We start from the raw sequence: 22,573 nt of genomic DNA, 5'->3' as shown, positions 1-22,573 counted from the left end.
TCCCTTCTGGTACTACAATCGGGGTAACTTCCTTTTCTAGACCCCCTCAGGCAAAATATTTTTTGAAATTTTCATCATTTCTGGCCAGGGCCTGGATTTTCCGTTTGTGCTTGTACACATTCTTATAGGAAATGTGACAAATTTCACCGATGGTAAGCCAGGAGTATCCCTCCATGCGGAGGCGGAGCACCTCCTCCTGCCTCTTTGTGAGATGGAATCCGTGAATCAGTGCGTTCACTTCCTTTTCGGAAAGGGACGGCTCCCCTATTTCATACCAGTTCTGCCGAACCCCATCCAGCCGGATTTCCCCGGAAAGGAGAAGCTCCTTCGTTTTCCCATCTTTGATGCCGCTGTGCTTCAGGAGCATTTCATGCTGCCGCATGTAATTCAAGGCGGCATAGGTGAGATGTCTCTTCATATAGGCCGGGAAAGGAAGCCCCCTTCCTGCATCATAGAGAGAAAGTTTTTCCAGAAATACCACCCACAGGTCCTGGGCCATGTCTTCGTACTCAATGGTCTCATAAGCGGTTTTTGTAAGCTTGTATACCAGAGGACGGAAGCATTTGCACAAATCCTCCTTCGCCCTGTCATCGCCCTGCCGTGCTTTCAAAACAAGAGAATCAATATAGTCGTGTTCATATGCAATTTTCATGAGAAATCTACTTTCTCCGAAGCGCGCTCCGGTATGTATTTACCGGCTGGCCATACTATAGCATGGCTTTTTTCGACTTATGGTCGTATTTTTCTCATTTTTTACTCATAAAAATCGCTTCGAACTTCCTGAAGGATAAATTTCACTCTTTCACAAAATCCGAAACTATGTTTTCACTCTTTCCTGCATCTTGAAAGGATAAAAACATTCAATTTCTTTAACAAGCTAAAAAGCTCCGATAAAATCGGAGCAAATGGGCGCTAAAAAATAAAACAGCGGACTTGACAGGTTTTTGAAACCAAATGAAATCAGGCAATAAAAAGACAGAAAAGCCTATCAGGGGAGTATCCAGGTAAGTTCAACCAATGAATCAGGCGTCCGCGCCTTGGCCCTCCCACTTCCGTGGGTGCTGCTCGGATCATGTCGTCAGAGAGAGGAAAGTCCTGCGATCGCTCTTCCTTATTGCTTTTCTGTCTTCATTTTTCTTACATTTCCTTCTGATTCCCGGCCGGGTTTCCAGAAGCAGAGGGATAAAAAGTGGAATTCCCTGATGTCTCTTCTCTCCCCTGCCCTTCTCCTTACCGCGGATATGGAGGATGGCCGTTTGGAAATCAGATTCATCATCTCATGAGGTCTTTTCATCCCTCTATTATTAATATCGTTGAAAGTTCCATCTCTAGACCCCCGCTTAGAAAAATTTTTTGAAAAAATATGATAGTCCGATGATTATCGCTTCCCTTACAGGCAGTGGGAGGCAAGTTATGGAAGCGTAGTTTCCTCTCCCACAGCGTTGAACGAGCGTCCGGACCACCCCGTATGCTTGCTGTCACTGGGAGACTTTTATTCAAAGCAGATGAAAAAGTATAATGAGGCTTCAAGCTGCTATGATAAGGCCATGCCGCTGTAATCCAGGGTCCGCCCTGTTCCTGCATAGCGCCAATCTCAACGCTCTCAAAATGAATAGGAAAGACCTTTTGTGGGCAGGCTCCTTCCCGCCTCCCACTCGTCATCCTGAGTGAAACGAAGGATCTCGGTAAGAACAGTAAGTAGGGGAAACGCTGCTAAATACCAGTCGGCGGGAAGTGTGCTTCAGGTACCAGGCCCCTGCATGAATTCCTATGGCTTCATATTTGCCACGCACCGAGATTCTTCCCTGCGTTCAGAATGACAGGAGTCAAGGGGCCATCCCATGACCGGTGCTGCCTCGATTTCTTCCCGCCTCCCACCGTCAGCCTGAGCGAAGCGAAGGATCTTGGTAAGAATAGTAAGTGAGAGGAATGCCGGTAAATACCAGTCGGCAGGAAGTGTCCTCCAGGTACCAGGCCCCTGCATGAATTCCTATGGCTTCATATTTGCCACGTACCGAGATTCTTCACTGCGTTCAGAATGACAGGAGTCAAGGGGCCATCCAACGACCGATGTTGCCTTAATTTCTTCTCGCCTCCCCTTTGAACACTCTGGACCTTTTGAACCCTCAAGCCCCAAAAGGGGCTTGTCCAAACTCTCAGAAGTACACTTCCGTCACGCCGGCGCCTCCGTTGGTGGGGTCAGCTTCGTGGAAGTCGGTGACGAAGTTTAATGTTCTGAGGTAGTCCTGCACGCCTCTTCGAAGGCTTCCGGTGCCTTTGCCGTGGATGATGCGCACCGGGGAGATGCCGGCCATGAAGCAGTCGTTGAGGAAGCGGTCTACTTCGGGGATGGCTTCGTCCACTGTTTTCCCTATAATGTTCAGTTCTGTATGCACCTGGGCCACGGAGCGGGTCAGTGTCTTTTTATGGGCATAGGGCAGGATTTTCTCCTGTTTCTTTGGCTTTTTAGCCTTGAAGAGGTGTTCCGGGGTGACTTTGACCTGGATGAGGCCGCACTGGACAGATACTTGGTTTCTGCTGACGGAAACAATGGTGCCTTCGCTGTCTATGGTGTCGATGTACACATAGGTCCCTTTCCGGATCTTGTCTTTGGGAAGGGGGTCTCTCCTGTTTTCTCTGCCCGGCACAGCAAGGCCGTCGATCCGGCCGCGGATGTCGGAAATCTTGTCGCCCAGTTTGTTTTTATTCAAAGCGGCGGCGTTTTTCTTCAAATCTTTGATAATGGTTTCCGACTGCACCCGGAGGTCCCGTTTCATATTTTCCGCTTCTTCTCTTGCCTTTTCAAGGATGGAGTCTTTCCGCCGGTAAAATTCGTCTCTGGCGTCTTCCAGAGAGTTTTTCAGTTCTTCCGCCTGATGCAGGGTTTTGTCCACCCGGTCCTTTTCTTTGTTCAGGTCCCGACTCTGCTGGTTGAGGCGTTCCATGACTTCTTCCATGTTATGGAGGGGCGATTCGTTTTTGAGCTGGATGGCCCTTCCCAGAATCATATCGGGCATGCCGAAGCGGCGGCAGATGTTGAAGGCGTTGCTGTTTCCTGCAACCCCGATAATGAGGCGGTAGGTGGGAGCCAGGGTCTTTTCGTCGAATTCCACGAAAGCATTTTCGATTCCCTTCGTTTCATAGGCCAGTTTCTTCATTTCACTGAAATGGGAGGTAATGATGGCCGGTACCCCTTCCATCTGGAGGTATTCCGTAACGGACTGGGCCAGGGCAGCGCCTTCCACAGGATCTGTGCCGGAGCCCAGTTCGTCCAGCAGCACCAGATCCTTTGGTCCTGCCGATGGAAGGAAGGAAACGAGCTGTGTAATGTAACTGGAAAAGGTGGAGAGGTTATCCTGGATGCTCTGTTCATCGCCGATGATGGCATAGATATGTTCATACACGGGGAGCATGGACCCTTCTTCCGCCGGAATGAAGAGGCCCGCCTGGTTCATGAGGGATAGAAGTCCCGCGGTCTTGATAGCAATAGTTTTGCCGCCGGCGTTGGAGCCTGTGATGACGAGGATGCGGAATGTTTTGCCCAGGGTCATGGACACAGGCACCACCTTATCATCAGGGATTAAAGGATGGCGGGCCTTACGAAGGTCCAGCACTCCTTCGGAGTGGCGGGCCTTGACGGCTTTCATGGAAAGAGCCAGTCTGGCCCTGGTGAAGATGAATTCCATATCCGTAGCCAGGCGGCAGTTATTTTCCGTCACTTCCACCGTCTTCTTCACCTCGTCTGTCAGGTTCTGCAGGATGTCCTGGATTTCCTGCTTTTCCGCCGCCGTCATTTCCGCCAGATCGTTGTTCAGTTCCACGGAAGCCATGGGTTCCATGAAAAGGGTCTGGCCTGTGGAGGAGCGGTCGTGGACGATGCCGCTGAATTTATAGCGGTATTCTTCCTTCACCGGCACCACGTAGCGGCCGTTTCTCTGGGTGATAATGGCATCCTGCAGGTAGGGCGCCATGTCCTTATCCTGAAGGATATGCTGGAAGGAACGGCGGATTCTTGACTTCACCGTTTCCTTCTGGGTGCGGATGCGGTACAGTTTCAAGGAGGCCTGGTCCTTCACCTCTCCGTGCTCGTCAAAGACCCGGTAAATATGGGAAATCAGGCTTTCCTGGGGCACGATAAGGGAGGAAATTTCTTCCAGCGCCGGGTACTGCAGATGGCGTTCCCCTTCAAAATAGTGATGCATTTTCTTGTATGTGTCCAGGGAATTGGCCAGATCGAGGAACTCTCTTGCCGTGAGAATGCTGCCTTTTTCTGCTTTCTTCAAAAGGCCCGGAATATCATGGGTTTCCCCCAGGGGCGTGGTGATTTCCTTTTCCAGAAGCACCGATGCTTCGTCTGTTTCCTGCAGGCTTTTCTCCACCACTTCCGGCACATAGGAGGGAGTGAGCGAAAGGGCCCTTTTCTTCGACAGCACCGATGGTGCCAGCTCGGCAAGCCTGTCCCTGATTTTATCAAATTCCAGTATTTCCAGTATGTCTTTTTCCATTTATAATACTCCTCTGAAAAAGTGCCCCCGGGTGAATTCCTTCTCCTTTTGGGAAGAGGGAGAGGGTGCTTGTCTTACGCCGCCAAGAATATCCATATATTCGGAAATCACAGGGGCCTGGTCTTTTTCCGCTCTCATATCCAGCACGAAGCCGGTAAGGCCTGTGCGCTTCAATTCATTTAAATAGGGCGCCATATCCAGTACATGGGAATTTAAGATATGCATATGGCACCATTCATCGGTCTTCACAGGGAACCGGCCTCCCTTTCCGTCTTCCAGGAAATAGGAGCCTTTCCTGCAGTACTGAGGGCAGTGGTTCTTGTCTTTGTCCCCCATAACGCTGTTAATGACGCAGTACTCGGAAACCATCATTTCCGTGCGCCCATACACAAGGGCAGCCAGAGGGATGGACGCCATTTTCACCATGTCCCGGATCTGGGGCATGGTAGCCTCCTCCGACACCATGGCGCCCTTCATGCCAAAGCCTTCGATTTCTTTCACCGCTTCCCCGTTGAAAAGATTAAAGGAAGTGCCTGCCAGAAGAGGAATCGTCCATCCCTCTTCCTGCCAGACCTTCAGAACACCGGAATACTCCGCCATCATGGCGTCAGGAGAAAGGGCGGCCAGACGGGTCAGCATACGGTCTTCCTTCTCCCTGTTCTTCTCCCGCACCACCCTGGGCAGGGCAAAAATCATGATGCCGCCCTTTTCCTTTACCAGGGACAGGGCTTTTTTATATTCCTCTACCCTCACAGAGGAATGGTCGTATGTTTCTCCGCCGAAGATGAAATGGGAAACACCCAGGGCCAGCCCTTCCTCCACCTGGTCCAGGGAAACGGTGCGCAGCACTGCATGGGGCTTTTCCTCGGGAAGGGGCGCAGAAATAAGGGGAGAAAAGGTAACCTTCCCCTGCTTTGGGATGTCCCTTTCATGGTCCTTTTCCCGCAGGACGGACAGTTGTTCCACCGCCTCCTGCCTCATATGGTTCAAAAGGCTCTTCGGCACCATGCATCCCTTATTCCTGATAAACGCTTCTTTCAGGGTGAACCAGGTATTTCCCAGACGGCCCAGCTGCTTTTCTATGTCCTCTTCTGCAGTCACCCGGGAATTGGCCTTTTCTGCAATATAGTCAGACGAAAGGCTCACCTTGTGGTCCTCCTGGTCCCATGCAGTAAGGACAAGGGGCTCGCCGGGAACCGCTTTAAAGGAAAGAGACAGAGGTATCTTTCCCTTCACATCCTTCATGGCGGTGGAGTGCTTTTCCCCTTCCACCACAAAGTACATCTGGCCCCCATCCCTCGGTCTTTCCGTAAAGCGGACGGAGAAACGGCCATCCCGCTCCTGCCGTACATCTTTCATCGGCACAAAGGCCATGGTCTGGTGGTTCGTTTCATAGGAAACCCCCACAGCCCGGGAAAAGTCTCCCCCGCTGCGGAAGCTGAAAAAGCTGCCTTTGATGGACTCCGCCTTTCCGGCATCCACGCCGTGGTTGCCCGGCGCCAGGGCTGTCATCATATGACTGCCGATGTGGTCATCCAGATAGGAAGACGCATAGCCGCGGTTGAACTCCTCTTTCAATATATTCACCAGAGGCGCCGTATCCGTCTTTCTCCCGCGCTCCGCCTCATCAATGGCCCGGCGGTAAGCGGATACGGTGTTATACACATACTCCACGCTCTTCATACGGCCTTCCACCTTGAGGGACGATACGCCGGCGGAGAGGAAATCGGAAATCCGCTCCATGCCCAGCATATCCTTCAGGCTTAAAATATAATTTCCCCTATGGTTCAGCGCCTGACCCTTTTCATCCACCAGATGGTAAGGCATGCGGCAGGGCTGGGCGCAGGCACCGCGGTTGCCGCTGCGGCCGCCCATAAAGGAGCTCATGAGACACTGGCCGGAATAGCACACGCACAGCGCCCCGTGAACAAAAACTTCGATTTCCACGCCCGATTTTTCCACAATGTTTTTAATTTCCGGAAGGGACAGCTCCCGGGACAGCACCACCCTCTGGAATCCCAGGGACTTCATGAACAGGGCACCATCCAGATTTGAAATAGTCATCTGGGTGGAAGCATGGAGAGGAATGGAAGGCGCCAGCCTGCGGGCCAGGGCCGCCACTCCCAGATCCTGCACCAGAAGCCCGTCCAACTTGATGGTATCGAGGAAAGAAAGATAGTCCCGTAAATCCTTCATTTCCACATCGCCAATGAGGGTATTCAGCGTCACATAGACACAGGCCCCATGGAGATGGGCCTCCCGTACCGCCTCCTTCAGCTCCTCATTGGAAAAATTACCGGCAAACCGGCGGGCGCTGAAAAGTTTGCCACCCAGATAGACCGCATCAGCCCCTGCATCCAGGGCTGCTCTCAAATGTTCCGGCGATCCTGCCGGTGCCAGTAATTCCATGGTATTCCTCCTGTGTATGATAAAAAGGGTTCTTAAGTTAGACCGGCCTTCGGCAGGCTGGTTCAGAGAGAAAGGTTCTTAGGATGGATGGGCCTTCGGCCCAAGGGTTCTTAAGTTTGACGGCCTTTCAGGCCGAGGGTTATGGTATCGCCCTTACGGGCGATGAGTATGAAGTCAGCGTTACGAGATTTGCCTTTCTGTGTCATAGGACGTAATAAGCATTCTGCTGATTGGCTCGCTGCGCTCGCCTCCCCCTTATCCGGGTACGCCGGACTTCCCCCGCAAGCGGGGGAAGAATAAAGCTAACGCATAGCGAAGAATAAAGTCCCCCCGCCGGGGGGAAGGTGGTGGCGCCAGCCACCAAAAGGGGTGCATTTCCTCGCCCTACAGTAAGCACGGGTTATAGTGCCCCTGTGGAGGTCCTGCATAGGACCTCCAAGTGGGGCGCCGAAAGGCACCTGAACCCTCAAGCCCGACAGGGCTTGTCCATAAGGCGCAGGCCCCTGTGGGAATACAGGAAAGCACACTTCCCGCCGACTGGTATTTACCGGCACTCCTCTCACTTACTATTCTTACTGCGCGTATTCTGCATAGAATGCGCGAGTCGGCCAAAGTTGGCCCTTAGCCTGCCCATAAAAGGGCCTTCCTATTGTCGGCTGACCGACCCCGGATGACGGTGGGAGGCAGGAAGGAGCCTGCCCATAAAAGGGCCTTCCTTTCAATTGGTCGACCGACGTTCCTTCGTTTCACTCAGGATGACGAGTGGGAGGCGTGGCTCCCCAGCCACCAGCCACCCTCGGCCCATCGGGCCGTCAACCCTCAAGCCAGACAGGGCTTGTCCATAATGACGTCTTCGTGTGTCCTTTCCATAAAATTATAAAATAAAAGAAGGAGGTATTCAACGCCATGAATATCTCCTTCCAAATCAGGAATCGATTATTTCACTTCCGCTTCATAGCGGGCCAGAGTGAAGCAGAGGTCAGAGAGACGGTTCAGATAGCGGATATCCACATCATGTACATCTTCTGCTTCTGCCAGACGCCACATACATCTTTCAGCGCGGCGTACCACGGATCTGGCCACATCCAGGAAACTGGAACCCTTTGTAGCTCCGGGCACCAGGAAATGGTCCAGAGGTGCCAGGGATTCAGTATACTGGTCGATGATGTGTTCCAGGTTGGTCACATGTTCCGGCGTAATGTTCGGTTCCTGGTCCAGGCTGGCCACATCAGCCATCAGAAGCCACAGTTCCTTCTGGAGCTTGTAAATCGTTTCCTTCACATTGTCATGAGCCGCAAAAGCGCGGGCCATTCCCAGAACGGAGTCCGCTTCGTCCACTGTACCATAAGCTTCAACGCGAAGACTGCCTTTCGATACCCTCTGATTGGTATAGAGGCTGGTCTGTCCCTTATCACCTGTACGTGTATATACCTTTGCCATGACAATCACCTTATTTCTTCAATTCAGGGAACCAGAGAGCAATTTCTCTTGCTGCTGTTTCCGGAGCATCGGAAGCGTGAACTACGTTTTCATCGATGGAAGTAGCGAAATCGCCGCGGATGGAGCCGGGTACAGCTTCCAGCGGGTTGGTAGCGCCGTTGATCTGGCGAACTGCTGCTACTGCATTTTCACCTTCGATAACCATAGCCAGTACAGGACCGGAAGTGATGAAATCGATGAGAGCCTTGAAGAAGCCTTTGCCCTTATGTTCAGCATAATGTTCTTCCGCCAGTTCTACAGGAACATTAATCATTTTGATTGCGTGAATGGAAAGACCCTTTCTTTCGAAACGGGAAATCACTTCGCCGCAGATGTGTTTCTTCACGCCGTCCGGTTTTACAAGTACAAGAGTTTTCTGAATGTCAGCCATAAATATGACCCTCCTTAATAAGAATGCATTTGTGCTGCGATCTCACGCAGCTTTTCCACCCGCTCCTCCGTAGAAGGATGCGTTGAAAACAGATTTGCCATTCCGCCGACACCGGCCAGCGGGTTAATAATGAAAAGCCCGCTGGTAGCCGGTTTTGCATCAGCCATTACCTTATGATGGGCATAGGCATCCAGCTTCAGAAGCGCATTGGCCAGCGCCAGAGGTTTACCGGAAATCTCAGCGCCCGAAGCGTCAGCCATGAATTCCCGGGACCTTGACAAAGCTAGCTGGATCAGAGTCGCCGCCAGCGGAGCCACCACGATGGTCACCAGAAGAGCGATGGGGTTTGCACTTCTCCCCTCCTCGTCCCGGCCGCCGCCGAAAATGGCAGCCCACTGGGCAATATTGGCAATGTAGCTGATGGCTGTAGCAATAGATGCAGCCAGCGTCATTATCAGTGTATCACGATGACGGATATGTGACAACTCATGACTTAAAACTCCTGCCAGCTCATCCCGGTCCAGCATGGAAAGAATCCCTTCTGTCACAGCTACAGCCGCATGATTTTCATTCCGGCCCGTAGCAAAAGCATTGGGCACATCCGTAGGAATCACATAGAGCCTGGGCATGGGCATATGGGCCTTCTCCGTCAGCTCCCGCACCAGCTGGTACAGCTCCGGCACATCGGACTCCGACAAAGGCTGGGCATTATAGGCGCGAAGCGCCATTTTATCGCAATTCCAGTAAGTATAGAAATTCATGGCGAATGAAATAAGAAGCATGGTGAAAGCACCACTCCTGCCGCCCACGACACCGCCGATTGCCATGAGAATCACGCTGAGCAGTGTCAGCAGCATCACCGATTTGACTCTGTTCAAAGAAAAGACCTCACTTTACGCAATAAATAGAAATTTATGAATATGTTGAAATAAAAAAAGTGGTCGGAACGACATGATTCGAACATGCGACCTCTACCACCCCAAGGTAGCGCTCTACCAAACTGAGCTACGTCCCGACATCGGTTACAAATAATAGGATACACAATGAAGAGAGATTTGTCAAGAGAAATTTTACATTTCTATTTGGAAAATAAGAAAATGAGGGTCCATAGGGTTCAAAGGGAAGGTTTTTAAGATGGATGGGCCTTCGGCCCCAGGGTTGGAGTGGCATTATGGGTCCTGTGAGCGCGCAAAAAAAGCTTCCCGATTTCTCAGGAAGCTTTTGATCAGAATTGAAATACCACTTTGCCCAGCACATGGTCCACCGGCACAGGGCCGATAAACCGGCTGTCGGAGCTGTGGTTGCGGTTGTCCCCCATCACAAACACCATGCCCTCGGGAACCGTATAGGAGCCATCCATGGAAAATTCCATAGGTTCATTGATATAAGGCTCATCCAGCTCGCTGCCATTGCGATAGACATGGCCGTTCTTGAACTCCAGCTTATCGCCGCCTTTGCCGATGACCCGTTTAACCCATACATTATGACCCTGGGAAGATTTGTCGAAAATGGCAATATAATTCTTCATCGGTTCATCCAGATCATCCATCCAGGAACGCTCCCTGTGGGTCCGGCTGTCGATAATGACGATATCTCCGTAATTCGGCATTTCTCTAAGGACATGACTGATTTTCGAAACAATGAGATATTCCCCGTTGGTGAGGGTAGGATACATGGATTCACCGGACACCTTGGTGGGTACAAACAAAAAAATGTGAATCAGCATGGCCAGAAACAGGGCCACCACAATAGAATAGACCCAATCTAAAACTTCGTGCATAAACTCTCCTTCATCTATCTGAAAATGTAAAATCCCTCTGCGCATGTTTCATTGTACAACATCACTCCTCTTTCCGCCAGTTTTTCCTATAAAATCCCCGGGACCTGCTGATGAAAAAACCGTGAGTCCACGGAATGCCCCTTTCTTCCTATTTCCCTGCTCAAGATGATGCATGGCAGGCATCTTGCCATCAGAAAATTTTCATGTAAAAAAGACTGCGAAGAAATGATTTCCATTTTTTCACAGTCCTTTTCAGTGATTTCCTTTAGAAACCCTCATGCAGGAAGGACCTTTGCCTCTATCCTTCCTCCTGCCATTAACGTCCCTCAGACTTGAATGATATTTCCGGCCTCCACCGGTATGGACAGGCGGAAAACTTCTGTAGTCTTCTTGAAATCATCCAGGTGCAGGACTCCCATAAGACGGCATATCATATCGCCGGCAGGGGTATAATTATGGGCATGGCAGAAAGCGATAATCTGTTCCGTATATATGCAAAGCTTGCTGAAGTCTTCGAAGTAAACAAAAACGCTTGTACTGCTGGGCAGCTGTTTTACTCCAGCGATTTTTCTATTTTTTCCCTGTACAATGATTCCCAGTTTTTCTGTCCGGTACCGCTGATGTTTGATATCATCAAGACTCAGTGTGACAAATGGAAAATTCAGATATCCCTCTGTAAATCCACTCTTAATCAACTGTCCTTCAATGGAGGATGCATCATAAATCACACTGCCTATATCTTCAAGCACATAATTTCTAACTGCCTTTTTTTCATATACATATTCGGCTGTAATAAAGCCCATCTGAATGAATCCATTGGGCGGGCGATGGCAGAAATGGTCAGCCCCTTTCATCATCCGCTCCAGCTCCTCTTTCCGAAATTCAAATTCAGCCAGCGCCTGATTCACCTCATCTAGCTTCTTTTTGTATATCTGTTCGAGAAAATCATAGTCATTCCGTCTCAATATTTCTTTTATCTCTTTCAAGCTCATATTGAGTGCTTTATGATGCTGTATCATATGAAATACCAGACACTGCTGAACATCATAATAGCGATATCCCGTTTCCGGATTTACATAAACAGGAGAAAGGATACCCACTTTGTCATAATGACGAAGTGTAGCAAGAGTAGTGTGATTCAGTTTGGCCATCTGCCCGATTAACAGTCTGTTATTTTTCAAGATTCCCTCCAAGCAGCAATGCTGTCATAAACACCTCAAAGCTGGTCTTGTCAGCTCATTGCAATCCTTCTAAAAGAAATGAATACCCCGCCTTCCTGCTGGAAACCTATTTTCAAAGGATGCAGAGCGTACATATATTTCCATAAAACCATGGAGATATGACTCATTTTGAAACAGAATTCTCCAGATAAATCAAAATGTTTTCTGACAGTTTTTTTTTCCCCCCCGGGGTACATTTCCTCTAATTGTCCACTGGAAACGTACACAGGAGCTATGGGACCCATTTCCGGATTTTGATAAAGCATTTATAAACCTCCCATACTTTACTTACTTATTATATTTATCATAAACCATCATTAGCATAAAGGTCAATAAACGATTTGGATTAAAAGATTAATTCTTTCTGTTTTTAACAAGATATTTACTTTATTAGTAGAATGATTTTTCGACAAATTCAGAAAATAATGATGTTTCTACCATATGCACTAAATCCTTCAACCATAATAAAAAAGCAGTGCAGATCATGAATCTGCACTGCTTTTTTTAATCACACTTCGTCCCGAAGTCCTACCAGATAATCAACGGACACATGGTAATACTGTGCCAGTATCAGCAGCTTATCTGCCGATATTTTTCTCTTGCCCAGCTCATACATACCATAGGCAGCCTGGCTGCAGTGAAGCACACCGGCCACATCGGTCTGTGACAGATTATTGGATTTTCGAAGGAATTTCAGCCGCTCTGGCCAAACAGCATCAGCATTTTTCATAGGCATCACATCCTTTTCCATCGATTGCTCTATTTTCCGTTTTTATCCAGCTTAGCCAGGATTTCCGCCATTTTCTGCTCAAGAGCATCGATACGTTTATCCTTGTCTGCATTGTCCTTCTTCAGGGCATCGATTTCCTTAGACTGACTGTTGATGACTTTTGCCATTTCTGTCTTGGACATGGCCTCGCGTCCTGCGCCGCCGCGTCCTACCTTGAAGGAAACGCCTGCATTGAAGCCGGGATCTCCGTTACCCATGGAAACGCCTACGTTCACCATAGTATTTTCATTAGGATGATAGAAGGCACCTACAGCGGCGGCATTGGCATTGCGGTAATGGCCATAGCCTACAGCAAAGTCGGCCTTGTCGTCGGGATCATAGTCCAGCGGATGGAGAGCGGCCAAAGCGTTGCTTCCAGCTGCAGCCTTATTGATATTATTGTTGAGCCTGCCGTAAGCATTGTTCATATCCCGGTAAATCTGCTGGGTATTGGCAGCGGTGACGCCGTTCACATAGCCAACATTAGCAGCGCTGGTGGGGTCGTTAGCATCGCTGACAACACCCGTGATCACGCGGCCCTTGCCATCCTTGCCATTGACATCAATCTTCGTCGCAGCGTCGGAACCGCCAATCTTGATGGTCTTGCCGTCGCTGTTGATGAGGTCGTGGGTTGCCCTGACCTGGGTATCGAGGGACGTCAGGTTCTGGGCCGTGGTGTTGGTCTGCTTGATGTACGAGCCATCGGACGTCGGACGAAGTTCGTTATAAATCGTACGTTCATTCACCGCATTGGTAGCATTCGGGGAATCTTTTTCTATCTTGGTATCGTCCAGACCGCTGATGGTCTTATTGGCAATGGTCACACCGCCGATGGTGGCGCTGTTGTTCACAGTCAGGGTATCCGTAGTCGCAGTCGTAGCAGTCACGCTGTCTACGATAATATCTTTGTTCAGGGCCACCTGGTAATCAGTATGCCCATCCGTCTGTTTCGCCGGCGTTACCGTGATGTTGCTACCTGCAGAAACGGTGGAATGCTGACCGGCCGCCGTGGTTGCCTGTTGCACCGCGCCATCCAGCTTGCCGATGGCACTGGTGATGCTGTCACCATCGCTCACATATTTGTTGGTGCCGCTGGTATTGCTGTAGTTCTGGTCGCCAATCTTGGTATTCATACTGGTATTCACGTTGTTGATGGCATCCACCACCGTAGTCGTTTTGCCACCAGCGTTCTTCACACCGTCAGCCAGCTTGGAAACATCGCCCATTTCGCTGGACTTGGCTACGTCGGTAATGATAACGGTACCTTTTGTATCGTTATTCTTATCAACAAGATTCATGGAAACCTGATTCTGATCATTTACTGCATAGGAACCAGCTGCTACATGGATATCGTTCTCCCCGGCCTGCTTGACAGCATCCTTCACAGCCGCGTCCACCTGGCTTTCGGTTGCGGCCTTCGTGGATTGGGAGTAATCGGCTTTCGAATCCCAGGTCGTGTTGGTCAGGCCGGAAATTTCACCTTTCGTCCCGTCAATGGTGACCTGTTTGGTCTTGTCCGAACCAATGGTAATCTTGTCGCTCAGGCCGATGCCGTTGGAGTCCACCTTCAGGTTGCTGTCAGAAGTCTTGATGGCTACAGCCCCATTGTCGATTTTCAGGCCATTGCCGGTATAGACGGCCAGCTTATGGTCCTCGGTGAATTTCAGTCCGTCACCTTTGTTGACGGAAATGGTCTTCTTCGTCTTATCCATGAGGATGCCGTCGCCCTGGGCATAGGTGTTATCGGAAATATTCTGAGCGTTCTGCTTCACCTGATCATCCAGTGCAATCAGGTTTGCGCCGGTGGTCTGGGCAATCTTCACATATTTCCCATCTTTGGACGGCCGTACTTCATTGTACACCGTGCCGCCGGTGACCAGCTGCTTGCTGCCGTTCGTTTCTTTATCCGAGGCGTCCGGATCAGCAATCTTGCCCGTACCAATGGCTTCGCCCCAATTATCCAGATTTGTCTTCTGTGCTGTTGTATCAGTGATATGGGTACCGATATTGTCAGCAGCCACATTTGCCTTCAGCGCCAGCTTGTCATCCGTATTGCCAGCTTCTTTTTCAATCATGCTGTGGACGTCACCAATGTTGGCGGCATTGTTCTTATCTGTATCTGCATAGGTTCCGTCAGTTGCAGTAAGGCCGCTCTTAACATCAGTAATCTTACCGCTATTGACACTGATACTGCCATCGTCCTTCAGGTCAATCTTTGCACCAGTAGTAGTCTGGGCATCACCTTTGCCAGTTGTTGTCTGGTTGGCAATGGATGTAATGCCTGCAAGATTCTTGGCCAGCTGGATTTTCAGCTTGCCATCCACATTGTTCACGCCGATGTTGTTGGCGGTCAGTTTCGTGCTGTCGGCGCCACCGATGATATCGACAGTGTTATTCAGTTTCTTGGCAATGACTTTATCAGCACTGGTCTGGCCATCGTCGCCGGCAAATTTCAAGCCGTCTTCCATAGTAGCTACCTGATGTTCGCCAGCACCATCTTTGTAGACGATACGTGTCAGGCTTGTACCATCGACGCCTTTTTCACCTTTGACACCATCCTTGCCATCTGTTCCAGCTTTTCCATCATAACCATTCTTGACGGTGATATCAATGGAAGTTCCCGGCTTTCCATCTGCACCATTTATGCCATTGGTGCCAGCAGGGCCTGTCAGGCCGATATGGCCTTCTGTACCATTTTCACCATCGACAGCTTTCATGGTCACACCATCTTTGCCATCTCTGCCTTTGATGGAGATACCGTCTTTGCCGTCAATACCAACACTGGACTGGCCGTCCTGGCCACTGATGCCGATGCTGCCGGGAGTACCGGGAGCACCATCTTTGCCATTCTTGCCGTTTACAGCCAGCTTTTCCACGGACATATCCTTGTCCATGAGGATTGTGATGTTGCCTTTTTCATCGATCTCCGTGGTCAGGTTATCAGCCGTGTATTCATGGCCCTCTGTCTTCTTAGTGCCCTGAATCGTCACCGTGCTGCCCAACTCAGCCGTGTATTTATCGCCAGAGTTAGCTGCGAATTTCAGTCCCTTGACTGTCAAATCGGACTGAACAGATTCCAGCTGGCTTACGTTGACTGCGTCTGTATCATTGACACCGGCTCTGACATGGATGATACGGCGTTCCTTATTATCATCACCGATGGAAAGGACACCACGGTCATTATCGCTTTCCAGAAGATCTTTAACTTTTACCTGGCTATCGGAACCTAAAGCTACGGCGTTCTTAATCTTTTCATCGTCTTTTTGGATATTACCAATATGCGCTTCCCAACCAATAGCTAAGTTCTGACTGGAAACGGCTGTAGCCTTTGTACCAATAGCAATACTGTTATTATGCGCTGTTGTACTCGTACCTAATGCTACTGCATTGCCACGAGCCTCGGTATTAACGCCTACAGCCAATGCATCTCTCTGTGCGCTGGCATTATGGCCAATGGCAGTTGCGTTATCACCTTTGTCCAAGAGCATTTGAGTATCAGACGAGCCAATAATAACGGCGTTTTTCGTATTTGTCAGAGTATGGTTGTCGCCAAAGACAATATTGGACTCATTAGAATACTTTTTGGCCTCTTTGTCATCATAGCTGTCGCCGGAAAGTTTATTGTTGGCACCGATGACATAATCATGCTTGCCGTTAATGACCTCATTGTTGAAGCCATCGACGTAGTTGTACTGCGAAGACTTTTTAGGATCATAATCCTGAATGGCAGTATTGGAAGTATCAGTGGAAGTATCAGTGGAAGTATCAGTAACCCATTCGCCCTTATCGTTCTTCACCTGATTACCTTTGACGGTATTTCCGACACCGACAACCTGGCTCATATAGGCACTTTCGACGTTATTGCCGCCGCCCATGACCATGACCTGTCCGCCGCTTTCCTTGACGGCATCCTGCATAGCCTTACTGAGTTTTGTCGGATCGGTCGAATCGGATACACTTCCTAAGATAGCCAAAGCTTTATCCGTATCAATGGGACGGTAGGAATTCGTAACGGTGTTGCCTGCACCGACGATAATAGCTGCATTGGAGTCAGTCGTCATATTTGCCTGGCCGACAATGCTGTTAGCTACACCGCTGTAAAGCTTGCTTGTATCTGTATTGTTGTTAACGTTGACAGTACCCAAAGAAACAGCAGTAGCCCCACGATAATCAAGTCCCCAAGGTCCCAAAGCAGTGCCCGTATTCATGACGCCAGAGTACGAGCCGACAACGGTCGAAGCGATGCCGTCTGCATGCGTAACAAAACCTGCGGCCAGGCTGCCCTTGCCTTTAGCACCGTCATTACCTGCATTGCTATAGCTGTCAAATCCAAGCATAGGTGCATTATCAGATACCGAATAGTACTTGATGTTATGAGTCTTATCATTCAGCGTGTCAGCATTGGATTTGACCTGTGCATCGAGAGCACTCAGGTTCTGGCCAGTCGTATTGTTTGCCGACACATAATTCAATTTCTTGCCAGTTTCTGCAACCGGCGCATCATAGTTGTACAGCGTCTTGCCCGTTACCAGCTGGTCGGAAGTAGAAGCATTTGTGACAGTAGTATCTGTACCTGTAGTAAACGGTTCTGCACCAAGAGCCTTGCCCCAGTCATCTTTGCTCTTCTGCTGAGCCGTTGTCGTGGCGGCTTCATCCTTGACAGGCTTTTTATTTTCATCAAGCTGCACGTTGCCATTTTTATCTGTCTTATAGACCTCGATGTTGTTGCCAAGATTTGATGCATCTTTTTCAGCGTACTGTTTCAACTGTTCCATGACAACGACGTCGTGGTCATCAATACCATCGGCGACTTTGACGAGGCGGTTGTAAGCAGCTTTATCATACGTTTTTTCTACAACTGTCGGGGTCTTGCTGTAATCATTCCATGTACCATCAGAATTTTTCAAAGCATCGTATCTAGCTTTACTGATTTCCTTATTGTTAGCATCATAATATTTTCCATTTTGTTTCGTCGCTTTTTGTGGCCAAGTCGTAGACGAATAATATGCATCTCCAGCATCATGACCAAATGCAATTGTGCCTGCTTCATCAGTTGTAGCCTGATAGCCGATGGCCGTACCATTTTCCACAGTTACATTTGCACCATTACCTGCTGCCAGTGCATAATCAGCATTTGTAGAGCCACCAGCAATACCGACGGCAAAAGTTCCATTTACTGTGCTCTGCAAGCCGCCAACAGCTACAGAGGAATCTCCAAGGGCACTATTCACCCCACCGCCGAAAACAGAAGCAGCTGCGCCATAGGCTCTATTCATACTGCCACCACTTGCTGTTGAATACGTACCATGAGCATCGTTATCATGACCGCCAAATACAGAGGACTGATTGCCCAGAGCATCGTTTGCGGAACCACCTATCACCGTAGAGTACTGTGCAGATGCTGTATTGGATACCCCACCGACAACGACAGCTGCATCACCATTTTCTCTAACGGTATTATCTGCACCACCAACCGTGACAGAATCCTGGCCTAAAGCACCATAATCCTTTTCAGCCGTTTGTCCACCTGTGGCATCGCCGGGATTAACACGACCACCAATAACCAAAGCACTCTTGTTTTCATCAGCTTTAAGAACGGCTTTATCTTTATTATCTGCATCCCTGCCCAGGTTGCGGTTCAGGCTGATGGTATTCTTTGTCTTGTCTGTGCTATCAGGATCAATTTGGATGCCGAAACCTGGCTTGTACCCACCGAGTTCCTTAGACAAAGCCTGCAACTGACCAACCGTAGCAACATCAGAGACGCTGGCACCGTCGGCGACGTTGGAAATGCGCCGCAGGGCACCTGTTTTACCGACAGATACATAGGAATCAGCTGTGTTTCCTGTCAAATATGCTTTTGCGGAATCATCTTCGACCGTACGAAGGTCCGTAGAAGCATCGGAATAAGAACCAATGGCGATATTGCCATTATCGGCGCTGGCACCATAACCAATGGCGACGGATGCGCGCTGGATATCTGGCTTTGTAACCAAGCGTACTTTTTGTTTTCCATTTTCGACAACAGTCTGCTGGTAGACCAGGCTTTCGCCTTTCGAATCTTTTGCATAAGAATTTTTAGCTACTGCATTGGAGCCTAAAGCAATAGAGCCATATCCAGTAGCATCGGAGTTATACCCAATCGATGTGGCCCAACCACCGGTATCAACTTTCGGGTTAGCAATATCGCCCTGGCCTACATAGACACTTCCCATAGAAGCACTTGCCCTTCGATCACCGATTGTTATCGTTCCTGCTCCAGCTTGAGCTTTCAGGCCAATCGTAATGGAGTCTGCACCATTCGCTCCTTTACCACCAGAATTCTCAAATTTGCCTTCATCAAGCCCATCATCAGTACGCTCTACGCCAACAAAGTTAGAACCGTCTGTCCTGGTTTTAACAGCAGCTTCTGCCGTCATAGGCACAAATGCAGTTGTAAAGGAAAGACTTCCCAGTGCAATCAATACAGCAGCCGTCAAAGCAGCATGCTTCTTCACACCGCTGCTCTCCCCGTTATGACTATGACTCTTGGCGATTTCGGAAACAACAACACAGCATTGCTTCACTTTACTGTACATGACCTTATAGATTTTGTTCATGTGACCCTGCCTCCTGTATTCTAAAAAGACTTCGAATCTAATGTGTAGATTAGATTCATTTTCCTTAGAATAGGGCCTGCTGTCACAGTAAGGTCAAATTGACTATCAAAATATGAATAAGAATCCTAAACTAATAAATACGGTAAATTTACGTCAAATTATTGTTGATACAATATATCATCTATACTATTACCTCATATTGCACCAACAATTCATACTATCAGCTCATAAGCCTTTTCAGATTTTAAATCCCTCCCTTGATAAACTTCACCTATTTAATGAATAAACATTCGTGTATAACAAAAGGCTTAATAACAAAACGTATTATTTCATGATTCGATTGATTGAATGAATGTAAAATTTCTCCTTTTCATTTCTTCTATAGCCATAAAAAAGACGGTATACTCCCTTCCGAGCAGACAGATTTTTTGTTTCACCTGCCTGCTCCGAAAGGAGCATACCATCTGCTATTTTTTCGTTATTTTTTGGATGTCAGATTACTTCTTTGCAGCCAGAGCCTCCACTTGTTTTTTGAGTGCTTCGATTTCTGCTTTCATTTCTGCATTGTCCGCTTTCATTTCAGCTTTATCCTTTGCATTCTGCACATCCCTGGCCTTCAACTCGGCAATTTCCCTGCTCTGCTTGTCAATGACAGATGCCATTTCCGCTTTAGAATACTTGATATACTTATTGCTCTTTCCAAATTTCAAAGAGAACCCACCATTTACCATGTTACGGTTATCACCCATGGTCCATCCCAGGTTAAACATGGTCCTTTCGTTAGGACGATAGAAGAGTCCCACAGCAGCAGCGGTGGCATTACGGTAATTGCCTACGCCGGCAGCGAAGTCCCATTTATCCTCCGGATCATAATCCAACGGATGCAGGGCAGCCAGAGCGGCGGCGCCGGCGCCCACCTTGTTGATGCGATCGCCCAGTTCCCCTACTCTGCCGTTCAGGTAGTTGATATTCTGGGTATTGGAAGTCACCTGATTTTCTACATTCTGCAGCTGCCCATAGTTCACCGCATCAGAAGCGTCAGTACCATCTGCTACGTTGGTAATTTTCTTTCCGCCTGCATTGATGCCATTAACAGTCATGGACGGCCCGCCGGCAATGGTAACACCTTCATTGTTTACCGTAGTGTTCCCCGCTTTCACACTGTCTACGGTAATATCCTTCTTGAGGCTTACAGTAATACTGGAACCATCCACCTTTGTGGAAATATTGGTCTCATCGCCAAGGATTCCCAATGTTTCAGAAGGTTTGACTTTTGCAGCAGTTCCCTCATCGGCAGCAAAGGAAATAGGATTTGTTTCCGTCGTGATTTCCAGCGCTTTTCCACTGCCGGAAGTGACGGAAGAACCGGTGCCGGAGCTGCTTCCTTCTTCTTTTGTTATCACCTTAGTTGTATCTGTATCCGTCTTGCCGCCTGTAATGTTGGCCTTGATAGTGTACTTGGTGCCAGTGGAATCCTTTTCAATCTGGATACCATCACCGGCGACGAAGTCAATTTTCGGTGCCGCATTCTCCATAGCTGCTTTCAGCTGGGCCACGTTCACCGCATCGGTATCATTCAACCCGGCAGCCAGATTGGTAATCTGGCGGGTGTGAGTGCTATCACCGACAGACACAGCCGCCCAGGAAGATTTCCAATCTTTCTTATCAATAGTACTTGCAATTTTCGTTTTAGGGTCCCAGCCAAATACTTCGGCTTTGGTATCGGCTATAGAACCACTGCCCAGAGCTACGCCGCCATTTTTCAGTACATCCGCATTATGGCCAATCATGACGGCATCGGCAAGATCAGCTGCGTGTTCTACTGGTGTTTCAGTTGTTACTTCTTCTGTCCAAGTGTATCCCCAAAAATGCTTTTCAATTTTTTCTGTTTTTTTCACAGAATCCATCGAACCGATGATGACGTTATTATTGCCACCATCCAGCTTGTGGTAATCACCAACCACAATGGATTTGTTTGAATTTCCAATGGTATTCTGGTAGCCAATCGCATAAACACTAGAGGAATTACTGATATGGCTCTGAACACCATTGAGCATATTGAACTGTGCAGGATTTTCCTTCGTCCCGGTAATGCTGCTGCCTACACCAATAATCTGGCTGCTTTGTGTATAATCCGTTTTATTACCGCCGCCAATAATCAAAGTAGCACCGCCAGCATATCCATCGGCCATACTATCGCGAATATCTTGAGATGCAGTTGCTACATCTGTACTTGCTGATCCACTCACCGTAATATCTGTGATTGAATTCTTGATTTCGTTACCAGCACCTAAAATCAAAGCACCATTTGCATTAGTAGTTTTATTTGCTAAACCGATAATACTATTAGCAACCCCAGACATACTGCTTTCCGAGCTATAAGATTCGATACTGTTTAAAGCACCAATAGAAACAGCCCCCGCATTCTGCATTGCGTTCCCACTACCATTTAAGTAATTCGTAGTCATAATAGAATGATTGCCAATTAACGTAGAAAGTGTACCAGAGCTATACGAGTTGTTGCCAATTAATAATCGACCAGTTCCCGAAGATGTCTGCGCATCGTATTTAGAAAGATCTAATACATCACCCATTGCACCTTTATAGATTTTATTGCCTAAATCAATAGAATCTTCCAAAGCATATGCATTTTCACCAATGGCAATACCGCTGGTATAAGTAGGACTACCGAATAACATTGCATTGGCCTTTCTGCCACCTTGGTTAAAAACATAAGCATTATGCCCCAAAGCCATCCCTTTAGATACATTTGTGATTCCAAAACCGTCTTCATGATTATGATCAATTGTCGCATCAGTGCTCATCAAAGAACCCTTGTCATCAAAAACAACAGCACTCTGGTCATTACCCGGTGCCGCCCAGCTGACTCCCGGCGCGATTCCCCAGGTCAAAGCACCAGCGGCGAGGACTGTGGCGATGATGCGGGCCAGGGCCGGTGTACTGGCGTGGCCGGCTTCTTTCTGGCTTTTTTTATGGCTGCTTTTTGCAAGCTCAGACACGACCATGGCGCACTGCCGTGCTTTGCTGTAAATGACTTTGTAGATTCGATTCATTTCAATTCTCCCTCCAAAAACGCTCTATTACAACGGACCGTAAATCTATGTAATCCGAGAATACTAAGAGATGCATAGAACCAAAAGCAAAAATTAGATTTGTATTTTTAAGAATAGGGCATGATGTAAGAGGAAGGTCAATTTACATATGGAAATAAGAAATTTACATATGGAAATAAGAATAAGAGAGAGCGGATTCATAATTATAGCTGATTTCCGTCATTCCAGTGTATTGTTTATGCCACTTTCTCATGTTTCCTCAGTTATTCTATAGAAATAGATTATGACTTTTCGTCACTTCTGCTGCTTTTTTCCATATATGTGCCGTTGATTTTATGTTTAAACAT

12 protein-coding genes and 1 tRNA gene are annotated in these 22,573 nt (G+C 48.4%); all 13 read right to left on the bottom strand.

Features of this window, described 5'->3' with window-relative positions; genetic code table 11:
* Positions 1 to 46: 46 nt before the first annotated feature.
* Positions 47 to 652 (bottom strand): RNA polymerase sigma factor, encoded by a 606-nt coding sequence (locus tag HMPREF9453_RS02500; RefSeq protein ID WP_008858991.1) that lies wholly within the window; start codon positions 650 to 652, stop codon positions 47 to 49.
* 1,504 nt (positions 653 to 2,156) lie between these two features.
* The gene (locus HMPREF9453_RS02490) at positions 2,157 to 4,505 is read right to left on the bottom strand and encodes an endonuclease MutS2 (protein WP_008858990.1); all 2,349 of its coding nucleotides are present in this window, start codon (positions 4,503 to 4,505) and stop codon (positions 2,157 to 2,159) included.
* Entirely contained in the window at positions 4,506 to 6,914 is a 2,409-nt protein-coding gene (locus tag HMPREF9453_RS02485; RefSeq protein ID WP_008858989.1) for a U32 family peptidase, read from the bottom strand.
* 936 nt (positions 6,915 to 7,850) lie between these two features.
* Positions 7,851 to 8,354 carry a cob(I)yrinic acid a,c-diamide adenosyltransferase gene (locus HMPREF9453_RS02480; protein WP_008858988.1) on the bottom strand — a complete coding sequence of 168 codons (504 nt, stop codon included), beginning with the start codon at positions 8,352 to 8,354 and terminating at the stop codon, positions 7,851 to 7,853.
* Between the two features lie 10 nt (positions 8,355 to 8,364).
* Entirely contained in the window at positions 8,365 to 8,775 is a 411-nt protein-coding gene (gene ndk, locus HMPREF9453_RS02475; protein ID WP_187368047.1) for a nucleoside-diphosphate kinase, read from the bottom strand.
* A gap of 23 nt (positions 8,776 to 8,798) precedes the next feature.
* Positions 8,799 to 9,662, bottom strand: a complete 864-nt coding sequence (gene htpX / locus HMPREF9453_RS02470; protein WP_008858986.1) for a zinc metalloprotease HtpX — start codon at positions 9,660 to 9,662, stop codon at positions 8,799 to 8,801.
* Positions 9,663 to 9,722: 60 nt separating this feature from the next.
* Positions 9,723 to 9,799: transfer RNA gene (locus tag HMPREF9453_RS02465), tRNA-Pro, on the bottom strand.
* Between the two features lie 210 nt (positions 9,800 to 10,009).
* Positions 10,010 to 10,564: a signal peptidase I gene (gene lepB, locus HMPREF9453_RS02460; protein WP_008858985.1), complete on the bottom strand. Its 555-nt coding sequence runs from the start codon at positions 10,562 to 10,564 to the stop codon at positions 10,010 to 10,012.
* A gap of 326 nt (positions 10,565 to 10,890) precedes the next feature.
* Positions 10,891 to 11,745, bottom strand: a complete 855-nt coding sequence (locus HMPREF9453_RS11015; protein ID WP_008858984.1) for a MerR family transcriptional regulator — start codon at positions 11,743 to 11,745, stop codon at positions 10,891 to 10,893.
* A gap of 50 nt (positions 11,746 to 11,795) precedes the next feature.
* Entirely contained in the window at positions 11,796 to 12,050 is a 255-nt protein-coding gene (locus HMPREF9453_RS02450; RefSeq protein WP_008858983.1) for a hypothetical protein, read from the bottom strand.
* A gap of 242 nt (positions 12,051 to 12,292) precedes the next feature.
* Positions 12,293 to 12,520 carry a helix-turn-helix domain-containing protein gene (locus HMPREF9453_RS02445; RefSeq protein WP_232217306.1) on the bottom strand — a complete coding sequence of 76 codons (228 nt, stop codon included), beginning with the start codon at positions 12,518 to 12,520 and terminating at the stop codon, positions 12,293 to 12,295.
* 23 nt (positions 12,521 to 12,543) lie between these two features.
* Complete coding sequence (locus tag HMPREF9453_RS11010) at positions 12,544 to 19,152, bottom strand: YadA-like family protein (RefSeq protein ID WP_008858981.1); 6,609 nt, start codon at positions 19,150 to 19,152, stop codon at positions 12,544 to 12,546.
* A 497-nt stretch (positions 19,153 to 19,649) separates the two neighbouring features.
* Positions 19,650 to 22,226, bottom strand: a complete 2,577-nt coding sequence (locus HMPREF9453_RS11005; RefSeq protein ID WP_008858980.1) for an ESPR-type extended signal peptide-containing protein — start codon at positions 22,224 to 22,226, stop codon at positions 19,650 to 19,652.
* Positions 22,227 to 22,573: the final 347 nt, after the last annotated feature.

The sequence above is a fragment of the Dialister succinatiphilus YIT 11850 genome (assembly GCF_000242435.1).
GTDB classification, from domain to species: domain Bacteria; phylum Bacillota; class Negativicutes; order Veillonellales; family Dialisteraceae; genus Dialister; species Dialister succinatiphilus.
This window is presented reverse-complemented; position numbering and strand designations above follow the sequence as displayed.

Bases quoted from the DNA above. Each gene is read 5' to 3' on its own strand.
- HMPREF9453_RS02485 (WP_008858989.1), bottom strand. From the start codon at position 6,914: ATGGAATTACTGGCACCGGCAGGATCGCCGGAACATTTGAGAGCAGCC.
- HMPREF9453_RS02490 (WP_008858990.1), bottom strand. From the start codon at position 4,505: ATGGAAAAAGACATACTGGAAATACTGGAATTTGATAAAATCAGGGAC.
- HMPREF9453_RS11005 (WP_008858980.1), bottom strand. From the start codon at position 22,226: ATGAATCGAATCTACAAAGTCATTTACAGCAAAGCACGGCAGTGCGCC.
- HMPREF9453_RS02500 (WP_008858991.1), bottom strand. From the start codon at position 652: ATGAAAATTGCATATGAACACGACTATATTGATTCTCTTGTTTTGAAA.
- HMPREF9453_RS11010 (WP_008858981.1), bottom strand. From the start codon at position 19,152: ATGAACAAAATCTATAAGGTCATGTACAGTAAAGTGAAGCAATGCTGT.
- HMPREF9453_RS02480 (WP_008858988.1), bottom strand. From the start codon at position 8,354: ATGGCAAAGGTATATACACGTACAGGTGATAAGGGACAGACCAGCCTC.
- lepB (WP_008858985.1), bottom strand. From the start codon at position 10,564: ATGCACGAAGTTTTAGATTGGGTCTATTCTATTGTGGTGGCCCTGTTT.
- HMPREF9453_RS02450 (WP_008858983.1), bottom strand. From the start codon at position 12,050: ATGCTTTATCAAAATCCGGAAATGGGTCCCATAGCTCCTGTGTACGTT.
- HMPREF9453_RS02445 (WP_232217306.1), bottom strand. From the start codon at position 12,520: ATGCCTATGAAAAATGCTGATGCTGTTTGGCCAGAGCGGCTGAAATTC.